This window comes from Pseudomonas sp. KUIN-1, assembly GCF_009176725.1.
Lineage (GTDB): Bacteria > Pseudomonadota > Gammaproteobacteria > Pseudomonadales > Pseudomonadaceae > Aquipseudomonas > Aquipseudomonas fragariae.
The window spans coordinates 993,430-1,009,814 of record NZ_AP020337.1 but is presented as its reverse complement, the minus strand read 5'-3'; the positions used below and the strand labels follow the sequence as shown (position 1 = coordinate 1,009,814).

General features: G+C 58.4%; 12 protein-coding genes and 2 pseudogenes. 7 read left to right on the top strand and 7 right to left on the bottom strand.

The genetic code is table 11. The features are described from left to right. Positions 1 to 6 precede the first annotated feature (6 nt). From KUIN1_RS04810 to KUIN1_RS04800, 3 genes are read right to left on the bottom strand one after another with little or no spacing between them, the layout of a single operon-like run. The gene (locus tag KUIN1_RS04810) at positions 7 to 2,289 is read right to left on the bottom strand and encodes a TonB-dependent receptor (protein ID WP_003404752.1); all 2,283 of its coding nucleotides are present in this window, start codon (positions 2,287 to 2,289) and stop codon (positions 7 to 9) included. Positions 2,290 to 2,309: 20 nt separating this feature from the next. Next, on the bottom strand, positions 2,310 to 3,074 hold the full coding sequence (locus tag KUIN1_RS04805) for an energy transducer TonB family protein (protein ID WP_011266684.1): 765 nt from the start codon (positions 3,072 to 3,074) through the stop codon (positions 2,310 to 2,312). A 2-nt stretch (positions 3,075 to 3,076) separates the two neighbouring features. Beyond that, a complete protein-coding gene (locus tag KUIN1_RS04800; RefSeq protein ID WP_003345964.1) occupies positions 3,077 to 3,484 on the bottom strand; it encodes an ExbD/TolR family protein in 408 nt (135 codons plus the stop codon). A 201-nt stretch (positions 3,485 to 3,685) separates the two neighbouring features. Here KUIN1_RS04800 and KUIN1_RS04795 point away from each other — a divergent pair, with 201 nt between their 5' ends. Together KUIN1_RS04795 and KUIN1_RS04790 are read left to right on the top strand one after the other, a co-directional pair. Further along, on the top strand, positions 3,686 to 4,249 hold the full coding sequence (locus tag KUIN1_RS04795; protein ID WP_011266683.1) for a GNAT family N-acetyltransferase: 564 nt from the start codon (positions 3,686 to 3,688) through the stop codon (positions 4,247 to 4,249). Beyond that, a complete protein-coding gene (locus KUIN1_RS04790; protein WP_011266682.1) occupies positions 4,246 to 5,817 on the top strand; it encodes an alkaline phosphatase D family protein in 1,572 nt (523 codons plus the stop codon). The genes KUIN1_RS04795 and KUIN1_RS04790 overlap by 4 nt, the downstream gene beginning before the upstream one ends. A gap of 88 nt (positions 5,818 to 5,905) precedes the next feature. Here KUIN1_RS04790 and KUIN1_RS28500 read toward each other — a convergent pair. Further along, a pseudogene (locus tag KUIN1_RS28500) lies at positions 5,906 to 6,340 on the bottom strand (methyl-accepting chemotaxis protein); the annotation flags it as partial. 150 nt (positions 6,341 to 6,490) lie between these two features. Beyond that, a pseudogene (locus KUIN1_RS28495) lies at positions 6,491 to 7,129 on the bottom strand (PAS domain-containing protein); the annotation flags it as partial. A gap of 349 nt (positions 7,130 to 7,478) precedes the next feature. Here KUIN1_RS28495 and KUIN1_RS04780 point away from each other — a divergent pair. Beyond that, entirely contained in the window at positions 7,479 to 8,438 is a 960-nt protein-coding gene (locus KUIN1_RS04780; RefSeq protein ID WP_103715101.1) for a GDP-mannose 4,6-dehydratase, read from the top strand. Between the two features lie 78 nt (positions 8,439 to 8,516). Here the strand turns inward: KUIN1_RS04780 and gmd are convergent, their stop codons facing one another. Continuing rightward, the gene (gene gmd, locus KUIN1_RS04775) at positions 8,517 to 9,563 is read right to left on the bottom strand and encodes a GDP-mannose 4,6-dehydratase (RefSeq protein WP_003404737.1); all 1,047 of its coding nucleotides are present in this window, start codon (positions 9,561 to 9,563) and stop codon (positions 8,517 to 8,519) included. Positions 9,564 to 9,940: 377 nt separating this feature from the next. On the opposite strand from gmd, the gene KUIN1_RS04770 reads away from it, so the two are divergent. Both KUIN1_RS04770 and KUIN1_RS04765 read left to right on the top strand, forming a co-directional pair. Then, positions 9,941 to 11,134: a GGDEF domain-containing protein gene (locus tag KUIN1_RS04770; protein ID WP_011266680.1), complete on the top strand. Its 1,194-nt coding sequence runs from the start codon at positions 9,941 to 9,943 to the stop codon at positions 11,132 to 11,134. A gap of 81 nt (positions 11,135 to 11,215) precedes the next feature. Next, entirely contained in the window at positions 11,216 to 11,653 is a 438-nt protein-coding gene (locus KUIN1_RS04765; RefSeq protein ID WP_003404734.1) for a GNAT family N-acetyltransferase, read from the top strand. 8 nt (positions 11,654 to 11,661) lie between these two features. Here the strand turns inward: KUIN1_RS04765 and KUIN1_RS04760 are convergent, their stop codons facing one another. After that, positions 11,662 to 13,302, bottom strand: a complete 1,641-nt coding sequence (locus KUIN1_RS04760; RefSeq protein ID WP_024640896.1) for a methyl-accepting chemotaxis protein — start codon at positions 13,300 to 13,302, stop codon at positions 11,662 to 11,664. 258 nt (positions 13,303 to 13,560) lie between these two features. Between KUIN1_RS04760 and KUIN1_RS04755 the strand changes: the two genes are divergently transcribed. Together KUIN1_RS04755 and pcsA are read left to right on the top strand one after the other, a co-directional pair. Beyond that, positions 13,561 to 15,573, top strand: coding sequence for an alkaline phosphatase D family protein (locus KUIN1_RS04755; RefSeq protein ID WP_116886585.1), 2,013 nt, complete (start codon positions 13,561 to 13,563; stop codon positions 15,571 to 15,573). An 86-nt stretch (positions 15,574 to 15,659) separates the two neighbouring features. Then, positions 15,660 to 16,379 (top strand): phosphatidylcholine synthase, encoded by a 720-nt coding sequence (pcsA, locus tag KUIN1_RS04750; RefSeq protein WP_011266677.1) that lies wholly within the window; start codon positions 15,660 to 15,662, stop codon positions 16,377 to 16,379. Positions 16,380 to 16,385: the final 6 nt, after the last annotated feature.

The following is a 16,385-nucleotide window of genomic DNA, read 5'->3' as shown; positions in this document are numbered from 1 at the left end:
ATGAAATTAGAAATTGGCTTCAAGAGAAACGGTGACGGTACGCTCGACCCCGACGATGTAGGCCGGGTCGCCATCGCGGAAACCGCTGTAAGTGCCCGCGTTGGTTTTGGTGGTGTACACGCCGTCCAGGTATTCCTTGTCGAACAGGTTGTCGACGTTCAGACGCAAGGTGGCGTCCTTGACGATTTTCTTGTCCACCGGGAGGTAGATACCTGCGCCCAGATTGAAGATGGTGCGCCCCGGAATGCTTTCGTCGTTGGTCAGGTCGCCATACAGCTTGCTGGTGAGCTTGGCGCCAAAGGTCCCGTAATAACTTCCGTCGTCGTAGCCGATGTTGGCGGCCAGCATGTTCTTCGGCACGTTGGTAAATTGCTTGCCACTGGTCGGCAGTTCGATGGCGGTACCGTTATTGAACACGGTCAGGTCATCTTTCTGTTTGGCGCGGGTGTAGGTGTACGAGGTGTAGTAATTGAAATGGTGCGGCAGCAGGCCACTCCATTCCAGTTCCAGACCGCTGTTGTCGACTGCACCGGCGTTGATGTCGGCAAAATCGCCATTGACGTCTTTTGATGACACCTGACGGTCCTTGAACTGCAGGTAAAACAGTGTGGCCGCCAGCGTCATGTCCTGTTCGGTGTAGCGCCAGCCCAGTTCGTGGTTCCAGCTGGTTTCCGGCTTGCTGTCGATGGAGCCGGTGCCCGGGTCATACAGAACGTAGTTCTGCGGCACGCGCATGTTGCGTGACAGGCTGTAGAACAACTGGTCGCGCTCATCCAGCTGGTATTTGAGGCCGAGGTTCGGCAACAGCTTGTTGTAGGTCTGGTCGCGCTTTTCCGGCCGCTCGGTCAGGCTGCCGTGGTTGGTGCCTTCACGTTCGACGTTCATGAAGGCCAGGCCGCCGACCAGCGTCCAGTCCGGGGCGAAATACCAGGTGTCCTGAGCCCAGACTTTTTGTGCAGGCGTCACGGTATAGCGGTCACGGCCCTGGATCTCGTTGCCGTTGGCATCGACCATGTAGTCCGAATCCGGCTGGATGCTTTCAGGCTTGCCATTGCTCTTCAGGCGGATGAACGGCTGAGTCTGCGACTGGCGCGCGCGTTCATACCAGTAGCCGACCTGTACGCTGTGCTCGTCGTTGACGTCCCAGTTCAACTTGGTGGTGATGCCCGGACGCCAGGTCTGCGTGCGCGACGGCCGGTAATACACGCCAGTGGTCGATGACCCGTCTGCGTTATAAGCCGCCGCCGTCGGCAGGTTGCTCAGGTCGAACACACCGTTCTGATTCGAGCCGCGATTGAGCGCATAGGAAGAACTGTTCACGCCGCTGCCGTTACCCCAGAAATAATACGGGATGACTGAAAGAGACAGATTGTCGGCCAGCTTGAATTGGGTATTGAGCACGCCGGTGAACGTCTGGAACGGGTTCTGCGCCAGCTCGTAGTAGCTGGACAATTTGCCGTTGCTGCCCAGTGCAGGCGTCGAAGGATAAGGGTCAAACTTGCGCCCGTTCTGCTGGAACTGACTCTTGGTGAGCTGGCTGTAACTGTTGTTGTCCTGCTCGTGGTACTTGAGGATCAGGTTGGCGGTATTGCCCGAGCCCATGTCGAAGAAGCTGTTCCACTCCACCTTGTCGGCACGCACCGCGCCATCGCCGCGCCATTTCTGACCTTCGGTGTGAGACATCGACAGCCAGTTGCTCAGCCCGTTGATTTCTCCGGTGTTGAGTCGCGCGAAGGTCTTGTAAGTGCCGTTGCTGCCCGCCACCTGCTTGACGAATGCGCCGGTTTCCTTGGTGGGCCGGATGGTGACGATACCGATGTTGCCGCCGCTGGAACCGATGTGCGGGCCGTCACTTTCGGCAGAGCCTTGAGTCACGAAAATCTGATCGATGTTTTCCGGGTCCCCCAGCAGGTTGGAGTACAGCGCGTAGTTGCCGGAGTCGTTGATCGGCATGCCGTCTACCGACATGCCGACCTGATCGGAGTTGAGACCGCGCATGGTAAAGCGAAAGCCGGACAGACCCGTGGCGTCTTCGCTGGAGATGTTCAGGCCCGGTGTGTACTTGAGCTTGTCGATCGCGTTACCTGTTGCGGTCTGCTTGTCGAGCGCTTCTTTGGTGACAGTGGAGCGCGCCTTGATGCTCTCCTCCTGCACCATGTAGCCACCCCCAACCGTCGCCCTGCCTTGCACACCAATGGTGCCGACGTCACTGCCACTCGAGTCGGCCATAACCATGCCGTGACTCATGCCCGCGGCGACCAACGCAAGGTGAATTCTGGAAAACTTCATCACTTTGTTCCTTGTCAGTGCTATTGCACGCTGTAGTTGAAGGTGGCGGTGAAGCGCTGTTCGCTGCGTCCACCAAAGGCTTGCTCGGGAAACGGCTTGACCTGCTTGATGCGTCGCAGACTGTTGGCGGCTGCACGGTTGAGCAGCATGCTGGAGGCCTGGGTCTGAATGCCGGAGTCCAGCACTCGCCCCTGGCGGTCGACCAATAACCACACCACAACCTCGCCGCTCGGGCGCTCCAGTGAGGCCTGACGGCCAGTCGGGTATTGTTTGTAACCGTCCAGTTCACTGCGCAGCCCCTTGAGGTAGCCACCTTCCATACCCTGGGTGTCGACCTTCGGTGGTGCGGGTGGCGCAGGCGGTGACGGCGGCGCAACCGGGGCGCTGGCGATCGGCTTAATGGGTGCCTGAACCGGCTCGACGGGTTTTGCCACTGCCGGTTTGGGCAAGGGCTTAGGCCGGGGTTCTGGCTTGATCTCCGGCTTGGGTTTTGGCTTGGGAACGGGCTTGGGCGGCGGTGGAGGTGGCGCCGGTTCGGCTTCTTCGCTTTCGACTACAGGTGGCGGAGGTGGCGGCTCGTCAGGCTGTACCGCAGGCGCCTCGAGCTGCACGACGGGCTCGGGCGCAGGCGGCTCGGGCTCGATCAGCGCCAGCTCCACGGCCGACTCGTCGTAGACCGGCTCCATTTTCAGCGGACGGGTCTGCACACCGATCACGATTGCGATGAGCGCCACCAGCGCAGGCAGGCCGCCGAGCCACTGACGTACACGAAACAGAAAATACATGGTCAGGATTTGCGCGTGGCGATGGAGACTGACGTGAAGCCACCCAGACGCAGGGTGTCCATAATCTCGACCAGCCGGGCGACTTCCACGCCCTTGTCACTGTTAACGATGATCGTGGTTTTGCTGTCGGGTTTTTCCAGCGCCTTCAAGGCAGGCACCAGAGCGTCGACCGTGGTCGCCTTGCCGTCGAGCTGTAATTCGCCGTTGAGCCCCAGCGTCAGGATCGATTTGTTCTGCGGCTTGAGCTGCTGTGAACTGCTGGCGCTCGGCAACTGGGTTTTCATCCCCAACGCTGGAATCACGTTCAGGCTTACCAATACGAAAAAGACCAGCAGGAACATCATCACATCGATCATGGGGATCAGTTCGATGTGCGCCTTGCGCTTTTTAGGTTCGTCCCACGTTCTCATGCCAGCCTCTCGCTTTCTTGTTAGAGGCCGAGAATCTAGCAACCGAACATGACCGATCGGTTGGTTTTACAAGACCGATACATGACTGTTACATGGCTGTTACCTGTACATCTGATGGCACTTAAATGATTCTTGAGGCTGTCATGGAAATGCCATAAAAACGCGCCAGCGTTTGAGCATTCAACCCGACGGAAAATACGGATGAGTCGCCCGCTGCCCACTATCAGAACCTCGCGTCTGCTGCTCGCCGCGTTGCAGCCGGAACAGGCACTCACCTTGTCACGCCTGGCCGACGAGCCGAGCATTGCGGCCATGACCGCTGCACTGCCCAGCCCCTACACCCTTGAGCATGCGCAGGCATTCATCGCCGAGACCCATGACCAGTACGCCGCCGGTCAGACGGTGAGCCTTGGGGTTCACATCCGGGAAAGCGGAGAGTTGACCGGGATCGTCTCGCTGCGCCTTTCGATCTCGCATCGCAGCGGCCATCTGGGTTACTGGACAGGAATCCAATACCAAAATCGGGGTTATGCCTGCGAAGCGGCTAAAGGCTTGCTGAGGCATGGTTTCACGGACATGAACCTCAACCGCATCGCCGGCCAGTGCTTCAGCGACAACCCGGCCAGCGCCAGGGTCCTGGAGAAGTGCGGGCTATCGTATGAGGGCTGTACCAGAGAGGCATTTCTGAAAAACGGTGTGTTCAAGAACATGTTGCTGTTCGGGCTGTTGCGCTCCGAATACGCATCATCGGAGGCCACGTCATGACCGATTTCAACCCGGACCGTCGACGCATCATTACCGGAGTCGCCGGTGCCACATTACTGTCGATCCTCAGCCCGTTTGCGCGCAGCGCGGGGGTCGATTACCCGTTCGCGCTCGGCGTGGCGTCTGGCGATCCGTTGCCGGACGGCTTCGTGATATGGACACGCCTGGCGCCCAAGGTGATGACGCCCTCGGGCGATGGCGGGCTGAACAAACCCGTTGAGGTGCGCTGGAAGATCGCCAGCGATGCGGCCATGGTTCACGTAGTCCGCACAGGACAGGCCACCGCCCACCCGCGCCTTGCCCATTCGGTGCATGTCGAAGTAAGCGGCTTGCAGCCTGGGCGTCCTTATTGGTATCAGTTCGAGAGCCTGGGGGCGCAAAGCGCTGTCGGTCAGGCCTGCACTGCACCGCTGGCAAGCGCGATGGTCTCGGCGCGGTTTGGCTTCGTGTCGTGTTCACACTGGGAAGCCGGATACTTCAGCGCCTATCGACACCTGGCCGCGGAGCGCCCGGATCTGGTGTTCTTTCTTGGCGACTACATCTATGAGATGAACGTATCCTCGGAAAGCCCTCGGTTCCCGCGTCACCACGCGACACCTGACCCCATGGACCTGGCGGGCTATCGCAACCGATACGCGCAGTACAAGACCGACCCCGACCTGCAAGCGCTGCATGCCTGTGCGCCGAGCGTCGCCACCTGGGACGACCATGAAGTGCAAAATGACTACGCCGCCCAGTGGTCCCAGGACCCCGACGTGCCGGTGGACAGCTTTCTGCGCCGCAGGGCCGCCGCCTACCAGGCGTTTTACGAACACATGCCGTTGCGCGCCAGCAGCCTGCCCAAAGGACAGGAAATGCGTATCTACCGCAACCTCGACTATGGGCGTCTGGCACGTTTTCACGTGCTGGACGGTCGACAGTACCGCTCCGAGCAACCCTGCATCCAGGCCAACGGCAGCCGTCGAGGTCACGTCGCGCCCAGCGACTGCCCGGATCTGCGTGACCCGAAACGCACCATGCTCGGTTGGGAACAGGAAACCTGGCTGGACCGCAGCTTCGCCGAGTCTCCCGGACAGTGGAATGTCATTGCCCAGGATTTGCTGGTCGCGCCACTGGAACAGCGCGATCTCAAGACCCAGGCGCAGGGCCACTGGACCGACGGCTGGGACGGCTACATGACCACCCGCGAGCGCGTGCTGGCCTCCCTGCAACGCCACCAGACCCGCAACCCGGTGTTCTGGGGTGGCGATATCCATTCGTTCTGGACCACCGACCTGCACGCCGACGCCGGCAATCCGGATTCAGCCATCGTCGCCACCGAATTCGTCGGCACTTCGGTAACCTCCAGCGGGCCACCGTTCGACGCCTTCAACAGCATTCTCGGCCTCAACCCACACGTGAAGTTCTTCGACAGCCGTCAACGCGGCTACGTGGCAGTCGACCTGAACGAACAGCACATGCAGACCCGCTTTCAAGTGGTGTCGGATGTGCTGGACCCTGCGGCGAGCTTGTCGACGCTGAAGCGTTTTGTGGTGGAGGCTGGCAAGGCGGGGGCTGTTGCGGTGTGACGCCTGAACATGAGTCAACATTGAAACGCCTAAAGCCCGCATTGACGGGCCTTAGGCATTTGCGCCATGCAGCGGAGGCACAGCAGGATCATTTCAACTGATTGGCAAACCGCCCCACGGCGCCCACCACCTGCTTGGCCCCCTCCTGAATCTCGACGATCACTGCACCGGCCTCGTTGGCCAGCACCAATCCCTGCTCCGCCTGAGTGCGGCTGTTGGCCATGCCGCGTACCGCCTCATCGGCCAGCGTCTGGTTTTGCTGCACGACGCTGACGATTTCTTCGGTTGCGGCGCTGGTGCGGCCTGCCAGTTGGCGGACTTCGTCAGCCACCACGGCAAAGCCACGGCCCTGCTCACCGGCACGCGCGGCCTCGATGGCGGCGTTGAGCGCCAGCAGGTTGGTCTGCTGGGCAATGCCACCAATGGTCTGCACGATAGAATTGATCAGCAGTGACTGTTTGCCCAACGCTTCAATGCCCGAGGAGGCCGTCTGCATTTCTTCGGAAATCTTGCGCATGGTCTGGACAGTGTTTTGCACCACATCCGCGCCGCGCTGGGCGCTGACGTCGGTCTGCTGGGAGATTTCAAACGCCACGCTGGCGGCCTGACTGACCTCTTCTTCGCGCGCCACCTGGTCGGTCACCATCGTGGCGAACTTGACCACCTTGTAGAGTTTGCCCTGAGCATCGTGGACCGGGTTGTAGGTTGCTTCCAGCCAGACCTCACGCCCGTTGCTATCGATACGCTTGAAGCGTCCGGCCACGAACTCGCCACGGTTAAGCATCGCCCAGAATTCCCGGTACGACGCCTGAGAGGTTTCTGCCGGATCACAGAACATGCTGTGATGCTTACCCTTGATCTGCGCCAGGCTGTAACCCATGCCACGCAGGAACTGATCGTTGGCAGTCAGTACCTGGCCGCTCAGGTTGAACTCGATCACGGCGGTGGAGCGCAACAATGCCTGAATAAACGCAGAGTTCTCGGCAGCGGTCTCGACGATCTGGGTGATGTCCGATCCGTAGCATTGCAACGTCATCAGTCTGCCCTGCTCATCCAGCACCGGCTGCCAGAGGGCGCGAATCCATATCAGCCGGCCATCGGCATGCAGAAAACGGTACCTGTCGATGACCGACTCGCCCTTCTGCACCGCCACTTTGAGACTGCGGTAGCAATCAAGCTGTTTGACGTAAGTGGGCACCAAGTGGTCCAGATCCTTGCCCAGCACTTGCTCGAGCGAGTAGCCAAGCGTACTGAGAAGGTTGTCGTTGGCGTGGACGATGTGGTAGCTGGCGTCCAGAGTCAGACAGACCATTTGCGCATCCATCCCTTTCTGCATCTGCCGGTACATGGATAACTCGGCCTTTTGTGCCTGTAATTCCTTTTTCAAGCGAGTGTTGAACATGACGGCACCCATAGTGAGGTTGTACGTATATATCGACACAAGCGTAGACGGGATTAAGGCATTTCGTCTGATGGTGGCAGATGGGGTTGGTGTATGTTGTCCCGGCACGTGCGGGCTGTAACGGCAAAACCCTGGAATATACCAGCCTGCTGAAGAGCGCCTTGAAGGCGAAACAAAGGGCATGCGCAGCAGGTCAAACGGATCGACCCGCCCTTGCTAAACTCACTTACTTGCAGCATGCCCATGAGGAGGCCACACGATGCAACGCATTCTGATCACTGGTGCAAACGGTTTCGTCGGGCAGATGCTGTGTCGAAAGCTACAGCAGGCAGGACATCATGTGGTTGCACTGGTGAGTCCTGAGTCTCCTGAGTCCGCTCATGCTACCGAATCGCTGCATTGTGACATTCGCGATGCCTCTGGCTTAGAGCGTGCAGTGTCCCGATCAAACCTCACTCATGTTGTACATTTGGCTGCAATCACTCACGTACCCACTAGTTTTGAGGACCCCTTGATGACCTGGCAAACCAATGTCATGGGAAGTATGAATCTTCTGCAGGCATTGCAACGCCAGACTCCGCAGGCATTTGTGCTGTTTGTGAGCTCATCGGAAGTCTATGGCGAGGCATTCAAGCAGGGTATTGCCCTCGACGAGAACAGCGTATGCAGGCCTATGAACCCGTATGCCGCCAGCAAACTCGCTGCTGAAACGGCCTTCCACGAGAGCTTTCGTCGCGGACAGAGAGGTATCGTCGTACGCCCTTTCAATCATATTGGTGCCGGGCAATCAGCCGACTTCGCAACCGCCTCATTTGCTCGTCAGATCGCCTTGATAGAAGCAGGCAGGCAGGCACCACAGTTGAAAGTCGGCAACCTGCAAGCAGCGCGAGACTTTCTCGATGTAAGTGATGTGTGCGATGCGTACGTCGCCCTGTTGAAAATGGCCGACACGCAACAAGCCCACCCTCGGTGCCTGAATATTTGCCGCGGCGAGCCCATACGTATGGAGGCCATACTCAATCAACTCACGGCTCTGAGCTCAAGCACGATAGAGGTGGTCAACGATCCTGACCGAATGCGGCCGTCCGACATACCCAGCGCGTTCGGCGATAACTCCGCTATCCGCAGGGCGACTGACTGGGAGCCTGCTACCAAGCTGCAGGATACGCTCGCAACGCTATTGAATTACTGGCGCGATGAGGTAACTGAAATGGCCTGATTCATCAGGCCCCGTTGCACGTGCCGTGGTGATCAGTAGCACCTGAGTGCTCGAGTCGGACAGCCTGGAAAGGGTTGCTCAAAACGATCTACCTTGCTGATTACGCTTCAGATCTGCGTCCACCATCAACCGACAGAGCTGCTCAAGGTTAGTGCTTGCTTCCCAACCAAGCACCCGTTTGGCTTTTTCCGGATTGCCTATCAGCAACTCGACTTCAGAGGGGCGGTAGAACCTGGGATTGACCTGAACGAGCGTCTCGCCCGTCGCCACATTGATGCCCCGCTCGTTCTCCGCGCTACCTTTCCATTCCAGATCTATGTCGACAGCCTTGAACGCCATTGCCACAAAGTCACGAACCGTTTCGGATCTGTGGGTCGCCAGTACAAATGAGTCGGGCTCGTCGGCTTGCAACATGCGCCACATGCCTTCCACGTACTCTTTGGCAAACCCCCAGTCACGCTTGGCGTCCAGGTTACCTAACTCCAGAAGTTGCGACATACCCAGTGAAATGCGTGCGGCAGAATCCGTTATCTTGCGGGTGACGAACTCTTTGCCGCGCAGCGGAGACTCATGGTTGAACAAAATGCCGCTGGCACCAAAAATCCCATAAGACTCCCGATAGTTGACCGTCATCCAGTGGGCATAAAGCTTGGCAACGCCATAAGGGCTGCGCGGATAGAACGATGTGCTTTCGACCTGCGGGACTTCTTGCACCTTGCCGAACATTTCGGAAGTCGATGCCTGATAAAAACGTATCTTCGGGTCCACGATGCGTATCGCTTCGAGCAGGTTGACTGCCCCCAAGCCGGTAATTTCGGCAGTCGTTATCGGTTGATCGAAGGAAACACCGACAAAACTCTGCGCCGCCAGGTTGTAAATCTGGGTAGGTTCGGCTTTTTGCAACAAGCGAATGCTGGCACTCAAATCAGTCAGGTCATGTTCAACCAGGTGCAGATTCGGATGACTGGCTACGCCAAGCTCTTCGAGACGCCAGAAATTGACCGAGCTGGTGCGGCGATAGGTGCCGTAAACCTTATAACCTTTCTCCAGCAGAAGTTGAGTCAAGTACGCGCCATCCTGGCCAGTGATGCCCGTGATAATTACAGATTCTTCAGGTGTATTCATAAATAGGAGCTCGATCTGGGTTCGCTTGGCTTCATTTATTATGCCGAGATAAATTCATGCATCCCGACGCGCCCGCTTCGAAAGCAGCCCACCTTGTTTGAGTCGAAGCATAAGACCACTATAGATGCGGAATCTGAAGTGCAAGCAGTCATTTTTCAGATACCTCTGCCTCGCCCTGCTGCCGGCTGATGTTGCGACGAGAAACCCACCGTTCTCCTGCACGATATGACCAAAGATGCAGAACGCCGGTTGCAGCCTTACCCATAGAGGCAGCAGCCACCATCGGTCGACTTTGGTATGGCAGCAAGATACATTGATAGCACTAAGACATCACTCATGATGTCTTACGTCTCTCGATGTTAATGTCCCGGTGTCACATGCTCGTTTCTGCCCTTGAACGTCCCAGCCTTGAAGATGCGCAACTCCTTGCCGAGGTCGAGCAGACGATCACTTCAGGTGTTGGCTCGTTACGCTTCAGCCGTGTTCTTGAGCAACGCTATCAGGAAGAAACCCGGCTGCCGCGGCGCGAGTTCCTGACGGCGGTAGGGATTGGCGGCAGTCTGGTCTACAACCTGTTTCTGATCAGCGACTGGTTGATATTGCGGGATGTCTTTGCCTATGTCGCGGTGGGCCGTCTGTGCCTGATTACGCCGATGTTTATCGCGCTGCTGATGCTGGCCCAACGGGTTGCTACGCGCTGGGCGATGGAAACGATTGCAGCATTCGCCACGGTAGTGTGCTCGCTCATGCCAATGCTGGTCATGATTCACAGCGACAGCCCTTATCAAATCTTTTATCAACTCGGCATGCTGTTGATCATGGTCTACTGCACCATGATCCAGCAATTGCCGTTGCGCCATGCCGCTGTCGCCATGTTATGCATGCTGATCATCCAGTTGGTGACCACCTACATTGCCGACTTCGCCGATTTTGTGATCTGGCAGGCCAATGCCGTGTTGTTTGTTTCGACAGTGGCACTGTTGCTGATGGCCTCCTACTTTCTGGAGCGGGCAAGCCGCATGAGCTACCTGTTTGCGCTTCGCGGACGCCTGCTTCAAGTGCAATTGATGGAGTTCGCGCGTACCGATGGGCTGACCCGACTGTTCAATCGACGCTATCAGGACGAAGTGATGGCGTCAGTCTGGGAACACGCTCGCAATGCACCGGCGAACGTGGCCATCATCCTGCTGGACATCGATCACTTCAAATCCTACAACGACAACTACGGTCATCCACAAGGGGATACCTGCCTCAGATTGCTCTGTCAGAAACTCCAGCAAAGCGCGCATGAGCATGGTGCTGTGGCGTTCCGGTTCGGCGGCGAAGAGGTGCTGGTGCTGATGATCGGCGATGTCGTGCAGGCCAGGGAAGTGGCCGGGGCCCTGCAGAGCGCGGTTGCCGAGCTCAAGTTGCCGCATCCGGTGCTGGGCGAAAACGCGCTGGTCACCATCAGCCTCGGCGTGGCCTGTGCGACAGCGCCTCTGACCAGTGCCGAGAACCTGATTGGCGCGGCTGACAATGCCCTCTACGCAGCCAAGCGCGCCGGACGTAATTGCGTGTGCTTCGCGTGAAATGACACCCCGCAGGATCCTGCTTTACGCCGCGCCCCTGCCACTTTAATCTCGGCGCACACCCAGGCTGGGAGCCATCGCATGAGCATTCACATTGACGTCAGCACCAACCCTACGGAAGAGGATCGTCTGGCGATTCTGGAACCACTGAAACGTTTCAACGCCGAGCAGGCGGGCGACGGCAAGTCCGAGAAAGTGGCGATGTTCATTCGCGATGATCAAACCCGGGAAGTCCTCGGCGGGCTGCACGCTCGCATTCTTTATGAGTGGCTGTTCATCGAACTGCTGGTCGTTCCCGAACAAGCCCGCGGGCAAGGCATGGGCTCGCGTTTGATGCAGATGGCCGAGGATCTGGCGGTTGAAAAGGGCTGCACGGGGATCTGGCTGGACACTTTCGACTTCCAGGCCCCCGATTTCTATCGCCGCCACGGTTACACCGAGTTCGGCCAGATTGACGACTATCCACCCGGCAACAAGCGCTTCTTTTTCCAGAAGCGCCTGCCGAACACAACGGCCTGAGACTTACGTCAGACCTTGAACTTGCCTACCAGATTGTTGAAGGAAATGGCCAGACGCGACAGTTCCTGGCTTGAAGCACTGGTCTGATGAGCACCTGCGGCAGTCTGGGCGGAGAGGTCCTGAATGTTGACCAGGTTGCGATCCACCTCGCGCGCAACGTGGGACTGCTCTTCGGAGGCCGTCGCAATCAACATGTTGCGGTCGTTGATCTCGGCGACGCTCTGCGCAATGCGCTCCAGCGACTGCCCTGTGGCCTGAGCCAGGGTTTGCGTGTTGCTGGTCAGGGTGCGGCTGTTGGCCATGGCCCGCACGGCCTGATCGGCACTGGCCTGAACACTGCCGATCATGGTTTCGATTTCGCCAGTGGACGCCTGGGTTCGAGCGGCCAGCGCCCGCACCTCGTCTGCCACCACAGCAAAGCCGCGCCCCTGTTCGCCGGCACGCGCGGCCTCGATGGCAGCGTTGAGGGCCAGCAGGTTGGTCTGCTCGGCGATCCCACGGATCACGTCCAGCACCTGCCCGATCTCACGGACGCGCCCGGCAAGCTCTTCGACCATGGTGGTCGAACTGCTGATCTCGGCACTGACGGTGTTGATCGCATTCACCGCATCGCGGGCCTGATCACGACCGGCGGCAGCGTCGGTACTGGTCTGGCGGGACGCTTCCGACGTCGACATGGCGTTACGCGCGACCTCTTCGACCGCAGCGGTCATCTCGTTCACAGCCGAAGCGGCCTGCTGAATCTCATCGTTCTGACGGATCAGACCGCGACTGCTTTCTTCAGTCACGGCATTCAGTTCTTCAGCAGCCGAGGCCAACTGGTCGGCAGCACTGGATATTTGCCCGATCGTGCTTTTCAGGTTGTCCTGCATATCGCTCAGAGCGACCAGCATCATGCCGGCTTCGTCGTGATATTGACTGGCAATCGGCAGGGTCAGGTCACCGCTGGCAATTCGCCGGGCATTGGTCACCGCAGTGTTGATTGGTGTGCTGATGGCACGACTTATGAACAGGCCCATCACAAACGCGGCAAAGAATGACAAGCCGATGCCGATGTACAGGTTTCGTTGCGCAGAGTTCTGTGTCTGGTCAGAAGCCACAGCGGCCTCGCCCGCCTGACGATTATTGGAGTTGACGATGGTGGTCAGCTGATCCATGACCTTCAGGTAACCGCTGCGTACATCACCGTCGATGATCGCTCTTGCCCCGGCAATATCCCCGGACAGGGCAACGCTTTTGGCTTGCTCGATGAGTGCCTGATAGCCAGGCCAGTCTCTGTCCATCTGATCACCGGCAGCGCGCTCGTCATCGTCAAGCGGCGTAGCCCGGTAGGTGGCGTAGCTTTTTTCAGCTTGAGTCTTGTTGACGCTCATGCTCGCGAGAATATCGTCCTTGACGCTTTGCGGCGCATTGCCTGCCATGGCGGCCAATAAACGATAGAGATCACGGTTCTGAGCAATGACCGAGGCCGTGACCTCTCCGGATTTTGTGACCGACAGCAGGCTGTTGGTAAACACGTTATCCAGGCTGCTGGACAAGGCACTGATGCCGCGACTGCCTATTACGCCCACCCCAAGGGTGAAAAGCGCACACAGCGCAAAAGACATGAAAAGCTTGGCGGACAGCCTTGCGTTGTAAAACCATTTCATAGCGGGAACCCTCATGAGCGAATATGGCATAACGCCATAAAACTTTATGGAATTCTGATGCCCTCTGCATAGGTGTATATCGGCATTTTCAGAGCACTCTGCAGGCGGTTAACAAAGTCTTCATATGAGCAAGGCTGAGCGGACCGTTTCGCATTGTCTGCAATGTCCGGAAACATGCGCTCGCGTGGTGTAACAAGAACTTTCCGGGCCTGTTGCGTTACCATCCCCGCCTGTGTCCCGCCAGAGCCATAAGCCAGGATGTCCGCTTCTTCCATCGAACAACTCACTTCGCTGCCGTCCATCCTTGCCGGCCCGTTATTGCGCCGTCAGGAAGCCGGCCGCCTGGTGTTGTGGCTGGTAGGGTCCCGTCGGTTGCGCCTTACCGTGCGCCTGCGCCATGCCGCTACTGATGATCCCTCTGCGGGCTTCAACGATTACGTACTCGACGACAGTCAATGTCAGGTCATTGCAGTCGGGCGCCAGGCGTTCATTCACCTGATCGACCTGCAACTGGAAGCCGAACTGCCCCGCGACACCTGGATCGATTACGACCTGCGGGTGGAGGACGAAGGCGGTATTGCCGAGTGGGCGCCGCACCTGCTGTACGAGGGCAACCGCTACCCGAACTTCGTGGTGCGCAGCAGCATTGATCACCTGCTGCATGGCTCGTGCCGCAAGCCGCACCACAGCGCAGCCGAAGGTCTGCTCTGCGTGGACCGCCTGCTGGCCGACACCAAGGAGCCGCTGCAACGCCCTGCGCTGTTGATGATGAGCGGCGATCAGATTTACGCCGACGATGTTGCCGGGCCGATGCTGCGCGCTATCCATGTCTTGATCGAACGGCTGGGGTTGTTCGACGAGCGACTCGACGGTGCCATCGTCGATGACAGTCCTCGTCTCTACACGCATCCGGCCAGCTATTACCAGCGTGCCGACCTGCTGCCGGCCCTGAAAAGCAACGACACACTGCGCGAGCGCTTCTTCGGCGGCACCAGCAAGCCGGTATTCACCAGCAGCACAGCGGATAACCATCTGGTCACCCTGGCGGAAGTCATGGCGATGTACCTGCTGGTCTGGTCACCCACGCCCTGGACCCTGATCGAACCCGGCAGGCCGCAACTGGAAGACGGGGAAGTCGAGCGCTACGCCAGGGAACAGCAGCTGGTCGAGGCGTTTGCCGCCGGCCTGAGCGGCGTGGCACGGGCGATGGCGCATCTGCCGTGCATGATGATTTTCGATGACCACGACATCACCGATGACTGGAACCTGTCGGCGAACTGGGAGCAAACCGCGTACGGCCATCCATTCTCCAAACGCATCATCGGCAACGCCCTGCTCGCCTACCTGCTGTGCCAGGGCTGGGGCAATAACCCGGATGCGCTCAACGGTCTGGTCAAGCAGGCTCATGCCCTGAGCACCGACGCCGTGTCGAACGACAACTGGCTGGACAGCCAGGCCCAGGACCAGTTGATTGATCAGTTGTTGAAGTTTCAGCAATGGCATTACGTGTTACCCACCAGCCCGGCACTGGTGGTACTGGATACCCGCACCCGGCGCTGGCGCAGCGAGTCGAACTTCAATCACCCGTCCGGCCTGCTCGACTGGGAAGCGCTCAGCGAACTGCAGCAGGAGCTGATCGACCACAAATCAGCGATTATCGTCTCACCTGCCCCCGTGTTCGGCGTCAAGTTGATCGAGGCGATACAACGCATCTTCAGCTGGTGCGGCTATCCGTTACTGGTCGATGCAGAAAACTGGATGGCACATCGCGGTGCCGCCAACGTGATTCTGAACATCTTTCGCCATTCCAGAACCCCGGGCAATTACGTGATTCTGTCGGGCGATGTGCATTACTCGTTCGTCTACGAAATCCTGATTCGCCAACGCAGTGGCGGGCCTCACATCTGGCAAATCACCAGCAGTGGCATTAAGAATGAATTCCCCCGTCGTCTGCTGGACACTTTTGATCGGCTGAATCGCTGGTTATACTCTCCTCGCTCACCTCTTAACTGGTTCACCAAGCGCCGCCTGATGAAGGTTGTTCCGCGCACGCCCGAGCACAGCAACGTCGGTGAACGCTTATGGAACTCGGCGGGTGTCGGGCAGGTACTGTTCAATGAACAGGGCCAGCCGACCCTGATCAACCAACTCAATGCCAACGGTGATGCGCCTACCTGTTTCGTCGAACCGGAAGAATACAGAGACCAGCGATCTGACCCAGAGCGTGGCTTTCTGGAAAACAACCGGGAAACAAGGGATAGTCACCGCTAAACTTATCGGCAATTGCCGGGTCGATAGTTGCTACCGGTCAGGTTGCGGCACACCCTGGCAAGCATTACTTCCTGGAGAGCGCCCCCGTGATAACCAATCAACGCATAGCCAGACTCAACGCATGGGGGGCGCATGGCTTCACCGCCACCGGCGTAGTCCTTGCGTTCCTGGCGACCATTGCCTTGTTCAACAACGAACCCAAAGCCTGCCTGTTGTGGCTGGGCGCGGCCCTGATCGTGGATGGAGTCGACGGCTCACTGGCTCGCAAGGTCAACACCACGTCGGTACTGCCGCACTTCGACGGCTCGGTACTGGATCTGGTCATTGACTACCTGACCTACGTGTTCATTCCCGCATTGTTCATCTACCGCTACATACCGGTGCCGGATTACACGCTGCTGCTGAGCGTCTCGGTCATCCTGGTTTCGTCGCTGTTCTGTTTCTGCAACGTCGACATGAAAAGCAAGGACAACTACTTTCAAGGCTTCCCCGCTGCCTGGAACGTCGTTGCGCTGTGCCTGTACATTCTGTCACCGGCCCCATGGCTGACGTTCATCACCATCATCGCCCTGGCGCTGCTGACCATGACCCGCATGAAGTTCCTGCACCCGTTCCGCGTGCGCCGTTTCATGCCGCTCAATATCGCGGTGACCACCGTATGGTTGCTGTCCAGCGCACTGCTGATAATCAACCACCCGCACAATGGCCCGTTGGTCATGGGGCTGTGGCTGGCGATGTCGGCGTATTTCCTGGGGATTTGTATCTGGAGAACGTCGCTGGAGTGGCTGGGTCGTCTTAAAGCCTGACCTGCA

Bases quoted from the DNA above. Each gene is read 5' to 3' on its own strand.
- KUIN1_RS04810 (WP_003404752.1), bottom strand. From the start codon at position 2,289: ATGAAGTTTTCCAGAATTCACCTTGCGTTGGTCGCCGCGGGCATGAGT.
- KUIN1_RS04805 (WP_011266684.1), bottom strand. From the start codon at position 3,074: ATGTATTTTCTGTTTCGTGTACGTCAGTGGCTCGGCGGCCTGCCTGCG.
- KUIN1_RS04800 (WP_003345964.1), bottom strand. From the start codon at position 3,484: ATGAGAACGTGGGACGAACCTAAAAAGCGCAAGGCGCACATCGAACTG.
- KUIN1_RS04795 (WP_011266683.1), top strand. From the start codon at position 3,686: ATGAGTCGCCCGCTGCCCACTATCAGAACCTCGCGTCTGCTGCTCGCC.
- KUIN1_RS04790 (WP_011266682.1), top strand. From the start codon at position 4,246: ATGACCGATTTCAACCCGGACCGTCGACGCATCATTACCGGAGTCGCC.
- KUIN1_RS04780 (WP_103715101.1), top strand. From the start codon at position 7,479: ATGCAACGCATTCTGATCACTGGTGCAAACGGTTTCGTCGGGCAGATG.
- gmd (WP_003404737.1), bottom strand. From the start codon at position 9,563: ATGAATACACCTGAAGAATCTGTAATTATCACGGGCATCACTGGCCAG.
- KUIN1_RS04770 (WP_011266680.1), top strand. From the start codon at position 9,941: ATGCTCGTTTCTGCCCTTGAACGTCCCAGCCTTGAAGATGCGCAACTC.
- KUIN1_RS04765 (WP_003404734.1), top strand. From the start codon at position 11,216: ATGAGCATTCACATTGACGTCAGCACCAACCCTACGGAAGAGGATCGT.
- KUIN1_RS04760 (WP_024640896.1), bottom strand. From the start codon at position 13,302: ATGAAATGGTTTTACAACGCAAGGCTGTCCGCCAAGCTTTTCATGTCT.
- KUIN1_RS04755 (WP_116886585.1), top strand. From the start codon at position 13,561: ATGTCCGCTTCTTCCATCGAACAACTCACTTCGCTGCCGTCCATCCTT.